The sequence below is a fragment of the Nonomuraea sp. NPDC049695 genome (assembly GCF_040674955.1).
Lineage (GTDB): Bacteria > Actinomycetota > Actinomycetes > Streptosporangiales > Streptosporangiaceae > Nonomuraea > Nonomuraea helvata.
Map to the genome: position 1 here is coordinate 64069 of NZ_JBFANV010000038.1, position 16919 is coordinate 80987.

Sequence of the window (16919 nt, forward strand, 5' to 3'; positions counted from 1 at the left end):
GGGGAGTGGCGTGACGAGGGAAGTGCGCGCTTTTGCGGTAACTGTCCTCACACTCGCCACTCTCGGAGCTGCCGCCGGCCTGCTCTGGTCGGGGCTCACGCCACGGGCCCCGTACGAGGTCACGGAGCACGGGACGGTGCTGGCCGACCCCTCCACGCAGGCGCTGATCGCGGCCGACGGCTGGTTCGCGGTGATCACCGGCGGGCTCGGGCTGCTGTGCGGCGGGGTCGGGTGGTTCATCGGGCGGCGATGGATGCTGGCGGTGCTCCTCGGGCTCTGCGCGGGCGGGGTGCTGGGCGCGATGCTGACGTTGTGGGTCGGGTCCACGTTCACCATCGGGGCGGTCGTGATCGAGGCCGCCGCCCAGCCCGGCGCCAAGGTCGTGCCCGGGGCGCTGCGGCTGACCGCCTCGGGGGTGCTGGTCTCCTGGCCGCTGCTCGCGGTGGGGCTGTTCGCGCTGATGGAGGGCATGCACGGCTACCGCGAGTCGCCCCTGCGCCACCCGTACGCCGACCCGCCTGACCCCCTCTGACCGCGCCGCCCCGCACTACAGCGGCGGGCGGCGGAGGCCGTACCCGGTGGCCTGCTCGAACGCGCGCGCCACGCGCAGGACCCTGGCGTCCTCGAACGGCCTGCCCACGATCTGCACCCCCACCGGCAGCCCGTCGGGCGTGAACCCGGCGGGCACCGACGCGGCCGGGGCGTGCAGCACGCTGATCCAGTAGGCCGAGCGCATCCAGGCGAGGTAGTCGGGCAGCTTCTCGCCGTTGATCTCGTCGACGTAGGGATGCTCGACCGGGAACGGCGGCACCTGGCTGACGGGCGCGATCAGCACGTCGTAGGTGTCGAAGAACGCGGCCATCCGCTGGTAGAGGCGGCTGCGCGCCTGCTCGGCCCTGGCCAGGTCGGCGCCGGTGACCTTGCGGCCCTGCTCGACGTTCCACGCGGTGTTGGGACCGAGTCCGGTCAGGTCGCCGAAGGAGAGCGCGTAGTGCCACGCCCGATACGTCCTGAACGCGTCCTCGGCCTCCGTCAGGTCCAGCTCGACCTGGTCGACGCGGGCCCCCAGCCGCTCGAACACCGCCGGCGCCGTCGCGGTGACCTCCGCCGTCCTCGAGTCCACCGGCAGCCCGCCCAGGTCCGGGCTCCACGCCACGCGCAGCCCCGCCACGCCCTCCTCGGGCTCCGGGGCGAAGACCTCCTTGATCGAGTACGGGGAGCGCCGGTCGAACCCGGCGATGGCCCCGAACATCAGCGTGACGTCCTCGACCGTCCGCGCCATCGGTCCCTGCACGGACAGGGTGTACCAGGCGGCGGTGTCGGACGGGTCGGGGACACGCCCGGGAGTGGGGCGCAGGCCGACCACGTTGCAGAACGACGCCGGGTTGCGCAGGGAGCCGCCCATGTCCGACCCGTCGGCCAGCGGGACCATGCCCGTGGCCAGGGCCACCGCGGCGCCCCCGCTGCTGCCTCCGGCCGACTTGGTCAGGTCGTAGGGGTTCCTGGTGGCGCCGAACACCTCGTTGACGGTGTGGGAGCCGGTGCCGAACTCCGGAGTGTTGGTCTTGCCCACGGTGATGGCCCCGGCGGCGCGGAGCCGCTGGACGATCACGTCGTCCTGGGCGGGGACGTTGCCGGCGAAGAGCGGCGAGCCGTAGGTGGTGCGGATGCCGGCCGTGTCGACGAGGTCCTTGTGCGCGACGGGCAGGCCGTGCAGCGGCCCGGCCGGCTCCCGGGCATCGGCCGCCTCGGCCGCGGCGAGCGCCTGCTCGGCGACCAGGGTCACGATGGCGTTGACGTGCGGGTTGACCTGCTCGATCCGGTCGAGGTGGGCGCGGACGACCTCCACGGCGCTCACCTGCCTGGTCTTGATCAGGTGCGCCAGCTCGGTCGCGCTCAGGTAGTGCAGTTCGCTCACTCTTGCGATCCTGCCCCACGAGCCGCGGGGCGGCGACGGCGAGGGTTGCCCACGCTGCCGGCACCCACTCGTCGGATCACCACCTCAGACACTCACCTCGGTGCCGGGCTCCGGAGCCGCCGCGCGCCCTCCCCTCCGCCTGGACAGGATGAGCAGCCCGGTGACGGTGAGGGTGCAGGCCATGATGACGAGCTGCACGCCGTACTGGATGTCCTTGGTCGGGAGTGTCATGTTGCCGATGTGGAGGCCGAGGTGCACCCCGACCGCCATCCAGACCGCTCCGGTGCGCGCCCGCGCCGCCGCGCAGGCGAAGCCGAGACCGGCCGCCTGCACGGTGTAGAGCAGGCGTTCTGCGACCGTGTCAGCCGCGCTCTGCGAGATGATGTGCATCGCCCCGAAGACCACCGCCGTCACGATCATCACGGCCCTCGGGGAGAGCCGGCCGGACAGCGTGTCGAACAGGTGCCCTCGCCACAGCAGCTCCTCCGGGAACGCCTGGCCGAGCAGGGCGATGGCGATCGCTATCGGCAGGTAGAGCATCTCGGGGCTGAACACGTCGTACGGCACCCAGGTGGCGACGCCGAACGCCACCGACAGCGCACTGGCGGCCGCGACCGCGGCGACACCCGCCAGAGCGCCTGCCAGCAGGTGCGGCACCGCCCGCCAGGATCGCGTGAGCCGCACGCCCCGCCATGACTGGCGGCCGAGGTATCGGCGGATCAGGTAGACGATGCCGAGCGAGGCCAGCGTGATCCCGACCACGCCCACCGGCTGGTAGAGGAGGTTGTCGCGGTCCAGGAGCAGCGTCGCGGGAAGAGAGCCGATGACCACCTGCGCCAACATGGCGACGACGGTGATCAGCACGGCCCAGACAGGATGGGTGGCTTTCATGGACGGCCACGTTAGGAAGCCCGCCGGTCGTGCCGCATCGGCCTGCGGACGGAACCCGTCATGACCTTCGTCATGGGTACTCAGGGAGGATCACAACGCCCGCGGGGGAAATTAAGGTCGGAGCCATGCTGCGTCGTCTGGCCTGGCTGCGTGACCCCGACCGGCCCATGCTGTTCAACGTCGTCTTCTGGGTGGTGTTCGTGGCCACCGGAGTGGTCGCGTACGCGCTCGAGACCTGGACGCCGTCCGGGGCCACGGCGTTCGCCGTCAACCTGGCGCTGGTGGCCACGCTGTGGCTGCTGCTGCCCTGGCGGCGCCCCGATGGAGGTCGGGGCGGATGGCGGGGCGCCCTGCCGATCGTGTTCCTGCTGGCGACGTTCGCGCTGGGATTCACGGGATCGGCCGAGGTCCACCAGCTGCTGACGCTCCTGGCCGTCGCCAACGTGGCGTTCGTCCACAGCGTGCGGACCGCCGCCGCCGTCATCGGCTGCGTGGCGAGCGCGATGTTCGTCTCGGTCCTGGTGGTGTTCCACCGTGATGTGCTGAACGCCACCGCGCAGACCGTCCCCGTCATCGTTTTCGCCTCCTTCGTGCTGGGCATGGCGTCGGCGGTGCTGGAGGCGCGGCGCAGGCGGGCGGAGGCGCAGCGGCTGCTGGCCCGGGTCAGGGAGCTGACGGTCGCCCAGGAGCGGGCGCGGATGGGCGCGGAGATGCACGACTCCATCGGCCACCACCTGACGGTGATCAAGTTGAGCCTCGAGAACGCCGAACGCTTCCGCACGCGCCGCCCCGAGGCCGCCTGGGACGAGGTGCGCCAGGCGAAGGAGCTGGCCGTGGCGGCGCTGGCCGACGCCCGCCGCTGGGTCCGCGCGCTGCGCCCGCTGGCCCTCGAAGGGCGCGTCGGCGGCGCGGCGCTCGAACGGCTCGCGACGTCGTTCGACGGCACGGGGCTCGCGGTGTCCTTCGAGGTGGTGGGCGACGAGCCGCCTCTGGAGCCCGACGTGGAGCTGGTGCTCTACCGCGTGCTCCAGGAGGGGCTGACCAACGCCGTACGGCACGCGGACGCCCGCCAGGTCAGCGGCACGCTCGCCTTCGACGGTGAGCGAGTCGTCCTGGTGGTCGCCGACGACGGCAGGGGCCGCGCCCACGGCGCGCGCGGCGGGTTCGGCCTGCCCTCGCTCGCGGAGCGCGCCCGTGCCGTGGGCGGCACCCTGAGCGCAGGCGACCGGCCCGGCGGCGGATTCGAGGTACGGGCGGAGCTCCCCATCCGGGCGAAGGCGGCGACATGACGGATCCCCGTGAGAGTCGCGACGTGATGGCGATCAAGGTGCTCCTGGTCGACGATCAGGAGCTGATGCGGCAGGGGCTGCGCAAGATGCTGGAGATCGAGGACGGCATCGAGGTGGTGGGCGAGGCCGCCGACGGCGCGGAGGCGCTGCTGGTGGCCGCCGGGTGCCACCCGGACGTGGCGCTGGTCGACGCCAGGATGCCGAGGATGGACGGCGTCGAGCTCATCTCCCGCCTGTCCGCCCGGCATCCCGGCGTGGCCGCGATCGTGCTCAGCACCTTCGACGAGGACGACTACATCTTCGGCGCGCTGCGCGGCGGCGCCGTCGGCTACCTCCTCAAGGACTGCACGCCGGAGGAGCTGGTCGACGCCGTCCGCCGGGCGGGGCGCGGGGAGACGGTGCTGGCCTCTCCCGTGGCCGCCCGCCTGGTCGCCGAGCTCCGCCGGACCCCGGCCGAGCCGAGCGTGCCGCGGGACGGGGAGCGGTTGTCGGCCCGCGAGGCGCAGGTGGCCAGGCTCATCGCCACAGGAGCCTCCAACCGGGAGATCGCGGCCCGGCTGCTCATCACCGAGGGCACGGTGAAGAACCACGTCTCCAGCCTGCTCCGCAAGTACGGCCTCCGCGACCGCACCCGCCTCGCCCTCCATCTCAAACACACCCCTGAGCCGTGACGGCCACCGCCCCCACGTAGCCTCCGACACCGCGCGCGAGCGACCGCTACGGCGCTACCCAGGCGGCCCTGCCGCGACGCCCGCACAGCGAGGCCGCCTGACTGGTGCCGCTGTGCGGGCGGCACGTCGGACCGGCACTCGCCGCCCGGTGATCGTCCCCCCGGACAGGAACCCGGCCCGGCCCGGTGCGGAGCCGTAGCGGGACGGACGTCAGGGCGGCGGGAGAGTCACGTGCGGTGGACTCTCCCGCGCACCCGCAAGGAACGGCGGACCGGCCGAAGGCGCCGCGTCAGGGCGCCCAGGCAGGCGGGCCCCACGTCAGGCGCCCAGGCAGGCGGGCCCCAGGAGCTGCTTCAGGTCGCCCATCAGAGCGGGAGAGGGTGTCACCCGCAGCCGGTGGTCGACGCGCATCACCGTCGTCCTGGGCCCGTTGTGGACCTGGAGGTGCACCTCCGACGTGCCCGGATGCGTGGTGAGGATCTCCTTCAGTCGCCCCACGACGGGCGGCGTGCAGCGGGCCAGCGGCAGGCTCACCAGCAGCGGTCCGCCCGCCTCCTGCGTCAGGTCGGGCGCCGTCACCTCCATGGCGATGATCTTCGCCACGTCCTCCCGCTTGTCGATCCGCCCCTTGACGAAGACGATCGCGTCCTCGGCCAGGATCGTCGAGCACAGCTGGTACGCCGACGGGAAGATCATCACCTCGATCGAGCCCGCGAGGTCCTCCAGCTGGGTCAGCACCCACGTGTCACCCTTCTTGGTGACCTTGCGCTGCACCCCGCTCAGGATCCCGCCCACGGTCACGATCTGCCCGTCGGCCCGGCTCTCGTCCTGCACGGCCGCGATCGAGCAGTCGGCCCCGGCCGAGAGAATGTGCTCGACGCCGAACAGCGGATGGTCGGACACGTACAGGCCCAGCATCTCCCGCTCGAACTGGAGCAGGGTGTTCTTGTCCCACTCCCCCGCCGGGATCTGCACGTCGAAGGTCTGGTCCTCGCCGCCGTCGATGGCCCCGAACAGGGAGTCCTGGCCGATGGCCTCGTTCTTCTTGATGTCGATGATCGCGTCCACGGCCTGCTCGTGCACCATGACCAGGCCCTTGCGCACGTGGCCCAGCGAGTCGAACGCGCCTGCCTTGACCAGCGACTCGATGACGCGCTTGTTGCAGACGACGGCCGGGACCTTGCGCAGGAAGTCCTTGAAGTCGGCGAAGCGGCCCTTCTCCTGGCGCGCCTTCAGGATGCCGTCGACGACGTTGGCGCCCACGTTGCGGACGGCGGAAAGGCCGAAGCGGATGTCGGTGCCACGCGGCGTGAAGTCGAAGTCGGAGTCGTTGACGTCCGGCGGGAAGACCTTGATGCCCATGCGGCGGCACTCGTTGAGGTAGAGGGCCGACTTGTCCTTGTCGTCCTTGACGCTGGTCAGCAGGGCGGCCATGTAGGCGGCCGGGTGGTTGGCCTTGAGGTACGCGGTCCAGTAGGCGACCAGGCCGTAGCCCGCGGTGTGGGCCTTGTTGAAGGCGTAGTCGGAGAACGGCAGCAGGATGTCCCACAGCGCCTTGATGGCCGCGGCCGAGAAGCCGTTGTCCTGCATACCCTTCTCGAAGAACTCGAACTGCTTGTCCAGCTCGGACTTCTTCTTCTTGCCCATCGCGCGCCGCAGCAGGTCGGCGCCGCCCAGCGAGTAGCCGGCGACCCGCTGCGCGATGGCCATGACCTGCTCCTGATAGACGATCAGGCCGTAGGTCGTGTCGAGGATGTCCTTCAGCGGCTCCTCGAGCTCGGGGTGGATCGGCGTGATCTCCTGCTGGCCGTTCTTGCGCAGCGCGTAGTTGGTGTGGGAGTTGGCGCCCATCGGGCCGGGCCGGTAGAGGGCGAGGGCGGCGGAGATGTCCTCGAAGTTGTCGGGACGCATCAGCCTCATGAGCGAGCGCATGCCGCCGCCGTCGAGCTGGAAGATGCCGAGCGTGTCGCCGCGGGCCAGCAGCTCGTAGGACCTGCGGTCGTCGAGCGGCAGCTTCAGCAGGTCGATCTGCTCGCCGGTGGTGGCCTCGATCATCTTCAGGCAGTCGTCGATGATCGTGAGGTTGCGCAGGCCCAGGAAGTCCATCTTCAGCAGGCCGAGCGTCTCGCAGGTCGGGTAGTCGAACTGCGTGATGATCGCGCCGTCGGAGTCTCGGCGCATGATCGGGATGTAGTCGGTCAGCACCTCGGCCGACATGATCACGCCGGCGGCGTGCACGCCGGTCTGCCTGATCAGGCCCTCCAGGCCCTTGCCGAGGTCCATCGTCGCCTTGACGTCGGCGTCCTCCTCGTAGAGCCTGCGCAGTTCGCCCGCCTCGGCGAAGCGGGGGTGGTCCTTGTCGAAGATGCCCGCCAGCGGGATGTCCTTGCCCATGACGGCCGGCGGGAACGCCTTGGAGACCCGGTCGCCCAGCGCGTAGGGATAGCCCAGGACGCGGCCTGCGTCCTTGATGGCGGCCTTCGCCTTGATGGTGCCGAACGTGGCGATCATGGCGACCTTGTCGGCGCCCCACTTCTCGGTCACGTAGCGGATCACGTCACCGCGCCTGCGTTCGTCGAAGTCGATGTCGACGTCGGGCATGGACACGCGCTCGGGGTTGAGGAAGCGCTCGAAGATCAGGCCGTGCGGGATCGGGTCGAGGTCGGTGATGCCCAGCGCGTACGCCACCAGCGAGCCGGCCGCGGAGCCACGGCCGGGGCCGACGCGGATGCCGTTGTTCTTCGCCCACATGATGAAGTCGGCGACCACGAGGAAGTAGCTCGGGAAGCCCATCTGGATGATGACGCCCAGCTCGTTCTCCGCCCAGGCGCGGTGCTCCTCGTCGACGCCCTCGGGGAAGCGCCGCTCGAGGCCCTTCCAGACCTCCTGGCGGAAGAACTGCTCCTCGGTCATGCCGTCGGGGACGGGGAAGGTCGGCATGAGGTTCTTGTGCTGGAAGAACCCCGCAGGATCGACCTTCTCGGCCACGAGCAGGGTGTTGCGGCAGCCCTCGGCCCACAGGTCGGATGAGTCGATGGCGCGCATCTCGTCGGCGCTCTTGATGTAGTAGCCGCTGCCGTCGAAGCGGAAGCGGTCGGGGTCGGACAGCTGCTTGCCGGTCTGGATGCACAGCAGGGCGTCGTGGGAGGAGGCGTCGGACTCGTACGTGTAGTGCGAGTCGTTGGTGACCAGCGGGGGGATGCCGAGCTCCTTGCTGATCCGGCTCAGCCCGTCGCGGACCCGGCGCTCGATGTCGAGCCCGTGGTCCATGATCTCCAGGAAGTAGTTTTCCTTGCCGAAGATGTCCTGGAACTTCGCGGCGGCCTTGAGCGCCTCGTCGTACTGGCCGAGCCGCAGCCTCGTCTGCACCTCGCCCGACGGGCAGCCGGTGGTGGCCATCAGGCCGTCGGCGTGCTCGGCGAGGATCTCGGCGTCCATCCGCGCCCATTTACGGACAAACCCCTCGGTGTAGGCGCGCGAGCTGAGCTTCATCAGGTTGTGCAGGCCCGTCTTGTCGCGCGCCCAGATCGTCATGTGGGTGTAGTAGCCACCCGCCGAGACGTCGTCCTTCTTCTGGTGCGGCTCGCCCCACAGCACCGGCTTCTTGTTGTGGCGCAGCTCCGGGGCAACGTAGGCCTCGATGCCGATGATCGGCTTGATCCCGGCGGCCGTGGCCTGCTTGAAGAAGTCGTAGGCGCCGTGCATGTTGCCGTGATCGGTGATGGCGATCGCCGGCATGCCCAGCTCGCCGACTTTCCTGAACATCTGCTTGAGCCGGGCGGCCCCGTCGAGCATCGAGTATTCGGTGTGTACGTGCAGGTGAACGAATGACTCGCTGGACGACATGGAGCGGCGCCTCCCAGTCTCGCTGTGGTTGTGCGCTCCGAACTCTAGTGGTCCGGACCGACAGCCCGGAGCGGGTGGTGGGCGCACGCGCCGACCGGCGCGCCGGAACCTTCGCGACCGGCGGCGCGGCTATCGTCATAGTCACTTCATGTAGTTGAGGAGACACTCGGTGCGCACGCAGACCGACGAGGGGTACCGGCACTCGCTCGGCAACCGCCAGGTCCAGATGATCGCCATCGGCGGGGCGATCGGTGTCGGGCTCTTCCTCGGCTCCGGGGGCCGGCTGGCCGCCGCGGGGCCCGCCCTGGTGCTGTCGTACGCCGCCGCCGGGCTGGCCGCCTTCTTCGTCATGCGGGCGCTCGGCGAGCTCGTACTCTACCGCCCTGTGTCGGGGTCGTTCGTCGAGTACGCGGCCGAGCTCATCGGCCCGTGGGCGGCGTTCGCCAGCGGCTGGATGTACTGGCTCAACTGGGCGTTCACCGGCATAGCCGAGCTGACCGCCATCGCCGCCTACATCCATTACTGGGCGCCCGCGTTCCCCCAGTGGCTCACCGCGCTCATCGCCCTGGGCTCCGTGCTGGCGGTCAACCTGCTGTCGGTGCGGCTCTTCGGCGAGCTGGAGTTCTGGTTCGCGATGCTCAAGGTCCTGGCGATCACCGTCTTCCTGGTCGTCGGCCTGGTCCTCGTGGTGTTCACGATCGGTCAGGCGAGCCCGCACAACCTCGTCGCCCACGGCGGCTTCCTCCCCAAGGGCTTCCCGCTGGTGCTGATGAGCCTGCAGTCGGTGGTGTTCGCGTACGCGTCGATCGAGCTGGTCGGCATCGCGGCGGGCGAGACGGCCAGGCCGCACCAGGTCATGCCGAAGGCGATCAACGGCGTGGTGTGGCGCATCGCGATCTTCTACGTGGGCTCGGTGGCGCTGCTGGCGATGGTCCTGCCGTGGACCGCGTACCACGCGGGCGTCTCGCCGTTCGTGACGGTCTTCTCGGGCCTCGGCGTCCCGTGGGCCGCCGACGCCATGAACCTCGTGGTGATCACGGCCGCGCTCTCGTCCTGCAACTCCGGCCTGTACGCCACGGGCCGCATCCTGCGCGCGATGGCCATGAAGCAGGAGGCGCCCCGTTTCGCGGGCACCCTGAGCTCCCGGTTCGTCCCGCTCGGCGGCATCCTGTTCACGGCGATCATGTTCCTGGCGGGGGTGGCGCTCTTCTACTTCCTGCCCGAGCGCGCCTTCAACATCGCCACGGCGGTCGCCTCCCTCGGTGTGATCACGACCTGGGGCGTGCTGGTCTACTGCCAGATGCGGCTGCGCAGGTCGGGGCACCGGTCGGTGTTCCCGATGCCGGGCACGCCGTACTCCAACTGGCTCACGCTGGCGTTCCTGGCGCTGGTCGTGCTGCTGATGCCCTTCGCCGACCAGGACCAGCGGGTGGCGTTCTTCCTCATCCCCGCGCTGACCGTGGCCATCGCCCTGGGCTGGCAGGTGGTCAACCGCCGCCGTCGCGCCCGCGACGGCACCCCGACGATCACCTGACTGGGTAGTCTCGATGTCGCTGACACGCAGCCGCTCGGGGGAGGCCGCACTGGACGGGGCGACACGACAGACACCGAAACAGGCGAGGCGCAGCATCGTCCAGGCCGCCGCGGCGGCCGCCGCCGGCATCGCCCTCGCGCTGGGGTGCTTACCTCTGGGCGTCTTCCCGAAGCTGGCCTGCGCCGTGCTGGACGCGGGCTGCCCCGCCGCCCGCGAGCCGTCCGGGCGGCTGCCGCAGGTGACCCGCCTGACGGCCGTGCAGGTGGCGCAGCGCGGCATGTACGTGGCGCTCGGCGACTCCTACTCCTCCGGCGAGGGCGTCTACGACCTCGACGACAAGCCGGTCAACGACGGCGCGGGCCGCTGCCACCGGGCGTCGGGCTCGTACGTGCCGCTGGTGGCGCGGACGTACCGCTTCGGCGGCGGCACGGCCTTCTACGCCTGCAGCGGCGCCACCACCGGCCAGCTCCTGTCGGGCCAGTACGGCCAGCAGCCCCAGATCTCGCGCGTGAGCCCGTCCGCCAGCCTGGTGACGCTGAGCATCGGCGGCAACGACGCCGGCTTCACGAAGGTGCTCACGGGCTGCATCGTCAAGCTGCCGTGGTCCTCGGCGTGCGTCGAGCAGGACGCCGCCGTCGCCCGCCGCATCGACGAACTGCGCCCCAGCATGCTCAAGGTGCTGCGCGAGCTGCGGGTCCGCGCGCCGAACGCGCGGGTCATCGTCCTCGGCTACCCGCGGCCGTTCCCCAAGGATCCGGCGGAGAGCGTCGACAACCTCAGCGCGGCCGACCAGAGCTGGCTCAACGAGGTGACCCGGCGGCTCAACGACACGGTGCGGTCGGTGGCGGCCGACTTCGACCGTGGGATCGCGGCGTTCGGGGCGCCGGGGAGCGTGGAGTACGTGGACGCGTACGAGGCGTTCGCGGGGCACGAGGTGGGGCGGCCGCAACCGTACCTGAACGGGTTGAACGTGGACATGGAGGAGCTCACGGTCAACGCCCGCAGCTACCACCCGACGGGCGACGGCTACCGCCGCTTCGCCGAGCTCATCACCAAGCAGATCGCGGCCGGCCCCGGCCGCCCCATGAACAACTTCCTCCTGACCACCCCTCGGCCAGGGAGTTGAGCGCCGCACCCCACCACACCACCTCCCGCCGACCCGGCGCCCGCTGAGAACGCGCCACCGCCTCGGCGTCATAGACGCCGCAGGCGCCAGGCACGGCGATCAGCCGGGTGCGGTGGTGGCGGTCCCGCGCGCCGGGGTCACCGGGACGAGCGTTCCTCTGCCAGGTGGAGGCCCGCCTCGATCACGGCGTTCATGATGGGCGCGAGCCGCTCCTCCCCCAGCGACGGCGCGCGCAGCGCCATCCGGGCCACGAGCGCGCGCTCCCGCGCGAGGTCGCGCCCCTCGAACCCGCCCACCGGCTTGATCCGCTGCACGATGCCCGCCAGCGCCGCCCGCCGCTCGAGCAGCGTGGCCAGGGCGGCGTCCACCCGGTCGATCGCCTGCCGGCACTCCGGCAACGTGGTGGGCGACTCCGGCCGCACCAGTGCCCCGACGACCGTCACGGCCTCCTCGGCCACCCCAGGCGCCGGCGACCCGGCCACGGGCGCGTCGAGGACGAGGCCGTCGGCGCCCGCCGCCACCGCCGCGGCCGACAGCTCCACGTCACGGGAGACGTCGGCGAGCACGGGACGCCCCGACGCGGCGCGGGCGGCGCGCATCAGCCCCAGGTCCAGCCGGCCGCCCTCGCACAGGAGCACCCGCCCGTCCCCCGCCTGCGCGCAGTAGTCGGCCAGCTCCAGCCACTCCGCCATGGAGGCCGACGCCCGCCGCTCCACCACCACCGGCAGCCCCAGCCCGGCAGCCGCGCGTACCAGCGGGATGTCGCGCGTCCAGGACGAGCCCACCACCACCGCGTCCGCCTTCGAGGCGATCGCCGGCAGGTCGGCGGCCGAGTACGGCTCCACCAGCGTGGCGCGCTCTCCCAGCACCTCGTACGCGTCCACCTGCCCGTGGTGCGCCCGCAGGTTGACCCGGCCGCCGATCACCACGGCGGGTCCCTCGCCCACGAGCAGGTCGCCCACCGCCACAGAGTGCCGTTCCAAGGTCGATGACATCCTCGACTCCCCAAACTCGGGCCGGCCCCCAGCAGCCGGCGAGAAAAACCAAAAAGGCAGAGACGGGTGTCTCTGCCTCGTGCCGGCTCCAGGTGGTCGCTAGCTGACGACCGGCTCTCCCAGAGCCGGCTCGGTAAACGCGTAGCGACAAGTCATGTCTGAAACCCTACACCCATGTCTCCACCTGCTGTGTGGCACCTGTCACATAACGGAGTGACCTTCAGGCGAGTCGCCGTTGATCCGTCGCTATGGGAGTATTTCTTGGCCTAGAGGAGGGTACGAGGCCGTTGATGTCGGATCGCAAGCAGGACGGACGCCGCATCGCCGGCCGCTACCAGCTGCAGGAACCCATCGGCAGGGGCGGAATGGGCATCGTCTGGCGAGCCTACGACGAGCTCCTCGACCGCACCGTCGCGGTCAAGGAGGTCAGGTACGCCGCCGCCCTGGGCGAGGAGGTGCAGCTGCTGAACCGGCGCACAATGCGCGAGGCGAGGGCGGCGGCGAGGTTCGAGCATCCCAACGTGATCGTCGTGCACGACGTGATCGAGGAGGACGATCGGCCCTGGATCGTCATGCAGCTCGTCCAGTCGCGCTCACTGGGCGCCGTGATCAAGCAGGACGGGCCGCTGGAGCCGAAACGCGTGGCCGAGATCGGCCTGGCCGTGCTGGACGCGCTGCACCGCGCCCACGAGGCGGGCGTCATGCACCGCGACGTCAAACCCGAGAACGTGCTGCTGGCCGACGACGGCCGCGTCGTGCTCACCGACTTCGGCATCGCCACCCTGGAGACCGAGACACAGCTCACCGTGACGGGCCTGGCCGGCACGCCGGCGTTCATCGCGCCCGAGCGGCTCAAGGGGCTGCCCGCCCGGCGCGAGTCGGACCTGTGGTCGTTAGGAGCCACGCTGTACACGGCGGTGGAGGGCCGCTCCCCCCACGAGCGGGGGATGGCCCTGGCGACCATGCACGCCGTGCTGACCGACGAGCCCGACCCCATGCCGCACGCGGGCCCGCTCACCGACGTGATCAACGGGCTGCTGCGCAAGGAGCCGGTGCAGCGGCTCACCTATGAGGAGGCGCAGCGGATGCTGCGTCAGGTCATCGCGCAGGCGAGCCCGCCGCCGACCATGCAGTTCCCCGCTGCCAATCAGACGGTGCGCGTGCCCACCCCGTTCCGCACGCCGGCCGCACCGTCGGCGCCGGCCGCACCGGCCACGCCGGCCACGCCGCCACCGTCGCCGAGCAAGGAGCCCTCCCCCGACAGGGGGCTCCCGTACGGCAAGCCTCGCACGTACGGCACGCCGCGGACGTACGGCAAGCCGCGCCCGGTGCCCGTCGAGGACGACACCCCGACCGACCCGCACGCGAAAGCGTCGTCGCCGCCGCCGGCGCCGGCCGTGCCCGAGACCGGCGCGCGGATCACCGCCGCGCCGACCGAGGACCCGGCGCCCGCCGCAGAGTCCACGATGAACGCGGCCAGGACGGACGGGCTGCGGGCCGGGCCGGTCGTGACGGCGGGCCTGGCGGTCCTGCTGGTCGCCGGGATCGGCGGCTACCTCGGCCTGCGGTCGGCCCCGGAGGACCGTACGGCGGGGAAGGACAGGTCCCAGGCCACGCTCGCCACGGCGACTCCTTCCGCGACGTCGCCCGGCGCGTCCCAGCCGAGCGCCTCCCAGCCGCCGTCGCCCTCGGCCACGCCCACGGTCTCCCCCACCCAGAGCCCGACCGCCGAGAAGAAGCCGGAGGACGCGCTGCCCAAGGGCTGGAAGATGTACACGGACAAGAAGCTCGGCTTCTCGGTCGGCCTGCCCAAGGGCTGGGACGTGCTGACCCGCGAAGGCAAGCAGGTGAAGTTCAGGGGGCCGGGCGCGGCCTCCAACGCGTACCTGATGATCGAGGACGGGGGCAGGTCCGACAGCGACCCGGTCAAGGACTGGAAGAAGCAGGAGAAGAGTCGCAAGTACATCTTCGGTGGCTACAAGAAGCTCGGCATCCACAAGGTGGACTACCAGAAGGCCGCCGCCGACTGGGACTTCACCTGGAGGACCAACACCGGCCTGACCCGCGTGCGCAACCGGGGGTTCATCACGGACAACGGCAGGGCGTACGCGATCTACTGGCACACGCTGAAGAGCCACTGGAAGAAGGACTACGACTTCTTCGAGGGGTTCTGCGCCACCTTCAAACCGGCCAAGTAGGCTGCACTGCGTGGAACGGCAGGTCGGCAACCGCTATCGCCTCATCGAGCCGCTCGGCGAGGGCGGGATGGGCGTGGTCTGGCGTGCCTATGACGAGCTGCTCGACCGTACGGTGGCGGTCAAGGAGGTCCGCTACACGGGCGTCGGCGAGGCCAAGCGGGCGGAGCTCAACCAGAGGACCATCAGGGAGGCCAGGGCCGCGGGCCGGCTCGACCACCCGTCGGTGATCGTCATCCACGACGTCGTCGAGGAGGACGGCCGCCCGTGGATCGTGATGCAGCTCGTGCGCTCGCGCTCGCTGGCCGAGGTGCTGCGCGAGCAGGGGCCCCTCACGGTGGGGCAGGCCGCGGTGATCGGCGGGCGGGTGCTGGACGCCCTGCGGGCCGCGCACGCCACCGGCGTGCTGCACCGCGACGTGAAACCGGAGAACGTGCTGCTGGCCGACGACGGCCGCGTGGTCCTGACCGATTTCGGCATCGCCTCGCTGGAGGCCGAGGCAGGGCTGACGGCGACCGGCGGGCTGGTGGGCACGCCCGCGTACATGCCTCCCGAGCGGCTGAACGGCGAGCCCGCCCGTCCGGAGTCGGACCTGTGGTCGCTGGGCGCGACACTGTACGCGGCCGTCGAGGGCGAGCCGCCGTTCAAGCGCGACTCGTGGGCCGCGACGGTGGCGGCGGTGCTGCGCGACGAGCCCAGACCGCCGGCGCGGGCGGGCGCGCTGGAGCCGGTCATCATGGGGTTGCTGCACAGGAGCCCGGCCGGGCGGATGTCCGCCGACGAGGCCGCGAGGCTGCTGTACGAGGCCGCCACCGCCCGTCCCGTGCCCGGCGGTCCCCAAGCCCGGAGCCACGCGGGCGGCGGCGGCACGGTCGACTGGCAGCCGACGGCCGACAGCGCGCCGCACTCCACGCTCTCCACGCGCGCCAGGCGCCGCAAGGCGCTGTGGATCGGGGTGCCCGCCGCCGTGGCCGTCGTGGCGGTGCTGGGCACGGGCGGCGTCCTGCTCTCCGACCGCTGGCGGGGCGCCCCCGCGACGACCAGCCCGGCGCCCACCGTGAAACCCACCGTGAAACCCACTGAGCTTCCCACTGACCCACCCACGGTGAAGACCGCGGACCCGACGCCCACGGTGGGTGCCGTGCCCGCAGGCTGGCGGGCCTACACCAGCGCGGCGGGCCGCTTCTCGATCGCCATGCCCGAGGAGTGGCAGGCGACGAAGCACCCCACGAGGGACAGCATCAGTTTCAAAGGCCCCGGCACCTCCGGGGCGCTGATCGTCGAGTGGACAGTTCCCGAGGTCGCCTGGAAAGATCCGGCGCGGCAGTGGATGGCGCTGGAGAAGGAGATCCGGGCCAAGGGCGAGTTCGCGAGATACAGCCGCATCGGCATCGTCCGCACCAGATATCTCGGCCTGCAGGCCGCCGACTGGGAGTTCACCCGGGAACGCGGCGGCGTGCTGATCCACGTGATCAACCGCGGCTTCCGCACCGCCGACGGCCGTCCGTACGCCCTCTACTGGGAGGCTCCTGACTCCCGCTGGGCCGCCGACAGGCGCTACTTCGAGACGTTCGCGAAGACGTTCAGGCCCCGATGAAAGAGCCGCGGTGAAGGAGCAGGCGCACTTCTGGCGGCATCCGGCGGTGCCGGGCACCGACCTGCTCAAGGCCAGCTACGTCACCCACCGCTTCACCCGCCACGTCCACGACGGGTACGCCATCGGCGTGATCGTCAGGGGCGTCGAGGAGTTCGACTACCGCGGCACCCTGCTGCGTGCGGGGGCGGGCGAGGTGGTGCTGGTCAACCCCGACTCCTCGCACACCGGCCAGGCGGGCACGCCGGACGGCTGGTCGTACCGCATGCTCTACCCGTCGATCGACGCGCTGGCGGGGATCGCCGCCGAGCTGGGCGCGCCGTACGCGACGCCGCACTTCCCCGAGCAGGTGGTGCGCGACGACGAGGTGGCGGCGCTGCTGGCCCGGGCGCACCGGGCGGCCGAGCGCGGCGACGCGCTGGCCGCCTCGACGCTGAGCCGCACGCTGTTCGCCCGGCTGGTCACCCGCCACGCGACTCCCCGCCCTGCCGCGGTCCTGCCCGCCTCGGGCGCGCGGGCCGTGCGCGAGGCGCTCGACCTGCTGCACGAGAGCCTCGTCGACCCGCCGACGCTGGACGACCTGGCCGACGCGGTGGGGGCGCGGCCGTTCGCGCTGCTGCGGGCGTTCAAGGCCGTGACGGGCCTGCCGCCGCACGCCTACCTCACCTCGCTCCGGGTACGCCAGGCGCGCCGCCTCCTGCAGTCCGGGGTGCGTCCCGCGCAGGTGGCCGCCGAAGTGGGCTTCACCGATCAGGCCCACCTCAACCGGCATTTCAAGCGCATCGTGGGCGTGCCGCCCGCCGCGTATCAGCGTGCCGCCGCAGGAACGTACAAGACTGGAGATTTGTCCATCTCCTAGC

The 16919-nt window shown here is 71.3% G+C and carries 12 protein-coding genes; 8 read left to right on the top strand and 4 right to left on the bottom strand.

Annotated elements, in window-relative coordinates:
• Nucleotides 1-10 precede the first annotated feature (10 nt).
• Nucleotides 11-532, top strand: coding sequence for a hypothetical protein (locus AB0J64_RS29625; RefSeq protein ID WP_364033737.1), 522 nt, complete (start codon nt 11-13; stop codon nt 530-532).
• Nucleotides 533-547: 15 nt separating this feature from the next.
• On the opposite strand, the gene AB0J64_RS29630 is transcribed toward AB0J64_RS29625, so the two are convergent.
• Nucleotides 548-1918 (bottom strand): amidase, encoded by a 1371-nt coding sequence (locus tag AB0J64_RS29630; protein ID WP_364033740.1) that lies wholly within the window; start codon nt 1916-1918, stop codon nt 548-550.
• A gap of 84 nt (nt 1919-2002) precedes the next feature.
• Nucleotides 2003-2809, bottom strand: a complete 807-nt coding sequence (locus AB0J64_RS29635; RefSeq protein ID WP_364033743.1) for a type II CAAX endopeptidase family protein — start codon at nt 2807-2809, stop codon at nt 2003-2005.
• A gap of 125 nt (nt 2810-2934) precedes the next feature.
• Between AB0J64_RS29635 and AB0J64_RS29640 the strand changes: the two genes are divergently transcribed.
• Together AB0J64_RS29640 and AB0J64_RS29645 are read left to right on the top strand one after the other, a co-directional pair.
• A complete protein-coding gene (locus AB0J64_RS29640; protein WP_364033746.1) occupies nt 2935-4098 on the top strand; it encodes a sensor histidine kinase in 1164 nt (387 codons plus the stop codon).
• Nucleotides 4095-4769 carry a response regulator transcription factor gene (locus AB0J64_RS29645; protein ID WP_364033749.1) on the top strand — a complete coding sequence of 225 codons (675 nt, stop codon included), beginning with the start codon at nt 4095-4097 and terminating at the stop codon, nt 4767-4769. The genes AB0J64_RS29640 and AB0J64_RS29645 overlap by 4 nt, the downstream gene beginning before the upstream one ends.
• A gap of 318 nt (nt 4770-5087) precedes the next feature.
• On the opposite strand, the gene dnaE is transcribed toward AB0J64_RS29645, so the two are convergent.
• The gene (gene dnaE / locus AB0J64_RS29650) at nt 5088-8615 is read right to left on the bottom strand and encodes a DNA polymerase III subunit alpha (RefSeq protein WP_364033752.1); all 3528 of its coding nucleotides are present in this window, start codon (nt 8613-8615) and stop codon (nt 5088-5090) included.
• 169 nt (nt 8616-8784) lie between these two features.
• Between dnaE and AB0J64_RS29655 the strand changes: the two genes are divergently transcribed.
• The gene (locus AB0J64_RS29655; protein ID WP_364033755.1) at nt 8785-10149 is read left to right on the top strand and encodes an amino acid permease; all 1365 of its coding nucleotides are present in this window, start codon (nt 8785-8787) and stop codon (nt 10147-10149) included.
• Nucleotides 10150-10162: 13 nt separating this feature from the next.
• Nucleotides 10163-11275, top strand: coding sequence for an SGNH/GDSL hydrolase family protein (locus AB0J64_RS29660; RefSeq protein WP_364033758.1), 1113 nt, complete (start codon nt 10163-10165; stop codon nt 11273-11275).
• Between the two features lie 137 nt (nt 11276-11412).
• On the opposite strand, the gene AB0J64_RS29665 is transcribed toward AB0J64_RS29660, so the two are convergent.
• Nucleotides 11413-12270: a chorismate mutase gene (locus AB0J64_RS29665; protein ID WP_364033761.1), complete on the bottom strand. Its 858-nt coding sequence runs from the start codon at nt 12268-12270 to the stop codon at nt 11413-11415.
• A gap of 290 nt (nt 12271-12560) precedes the next feature.
• On the opposite strand from AB0J64_RS29665, the gene AB0J64_RS29670 reads away from it, so the two are divergent.
• The 3 genes from AB0J64_RS29670 to AB0J64_RS29680 are packed head-to-tail and all read left to right on the top strand — an operon-like array spanning nt 12561 to nt 16918.
• Nucleotides 12561-14468 (top strand): serine/threonine-protein kinase, encoded by a 1908-nt coding sequence (locus tag AB0J64_RS29670; RefSeq protein ID WP_364033764.1) that lies wholly within the window; start codon nt 12561-12563, stop codon nt 14466-14468.
• 10 nt (nt 14469-14478) lie between these two features.
• Nucleotides 14479-16062: a protein kinase gene (locus tag AB0J64_RS29675; protein WP_364033767.1), complete on the top strand. Its 1584-nt coding sequence runs from the start codon at nt 14479-14481 to the stop codon at nt 16060-16062.
• Between the two features lie 10 nt (nt 16063-16072).
• On the top strand, nt 16073-16918 hold the full coding sequence (locus AB0J64_RS29680) for an AraC family transcriptional regulator (protein WP_364033770.1): 846 nt from the start codon (nt 16073-16075) through the stop codon (nt 16916-16918).
• Nucleotide 16919 lies beyond the last annotated feature (1 nt).

Bases quoted from the DNA above. Each gene is read 5' to 3' on its own strand.
- AB0J64_RS29645 (WP_364033749.1), top strand. From the start codon at position 4,095: ATGACGGATCCCCGTGAGAGTCGCGACGTGATGGCGATCAAGGTGCTC.
- dnaE (WP_364033752.1), bottom strand. From the start codon at position 8,615: ATGTCGTCCAGCGAGTCATTCGTTCACCTGCACGTACACACCGAATAC.
- AB0J64_RS29660 (WP_364033758.1), top strand. From the start codon at position 10,163: ATGTCGCTGACACGCAGCCGCTCGGGGGAGGCCGCACTGGACGGGGCG.
- AB0J64_RS29665 (WP_364033761.1), bottom strand. From the start codon at position 12,270: ATGTCATCGACCTTGGAACGGCACTCTGTGGCGGTGGGCGACCTGCTC.
- AB0J64_RS29640 (WP_364033746.1), top strand. From the start codon at position 2,935: ATGCTGCGTCGTCTGGCCTGGCTGCGTGACCCCGACCGGCCCATGCTG.
- AB0J64_RS29635 (WP_364033743.1), bottom strand. From the start codon at position 2,809: ATGAAAGCCACCCATCCTGTCTGGGCCGTGCTGATCACCGTCGTCGCC.
- AB0J64_RS29670 (WP_364033764.1), top strand. From the start codon at position 12,561: ATGTCGGATCGCAAGCAGGACGGACGCCGCATCGCCGGCCGCTACCAG.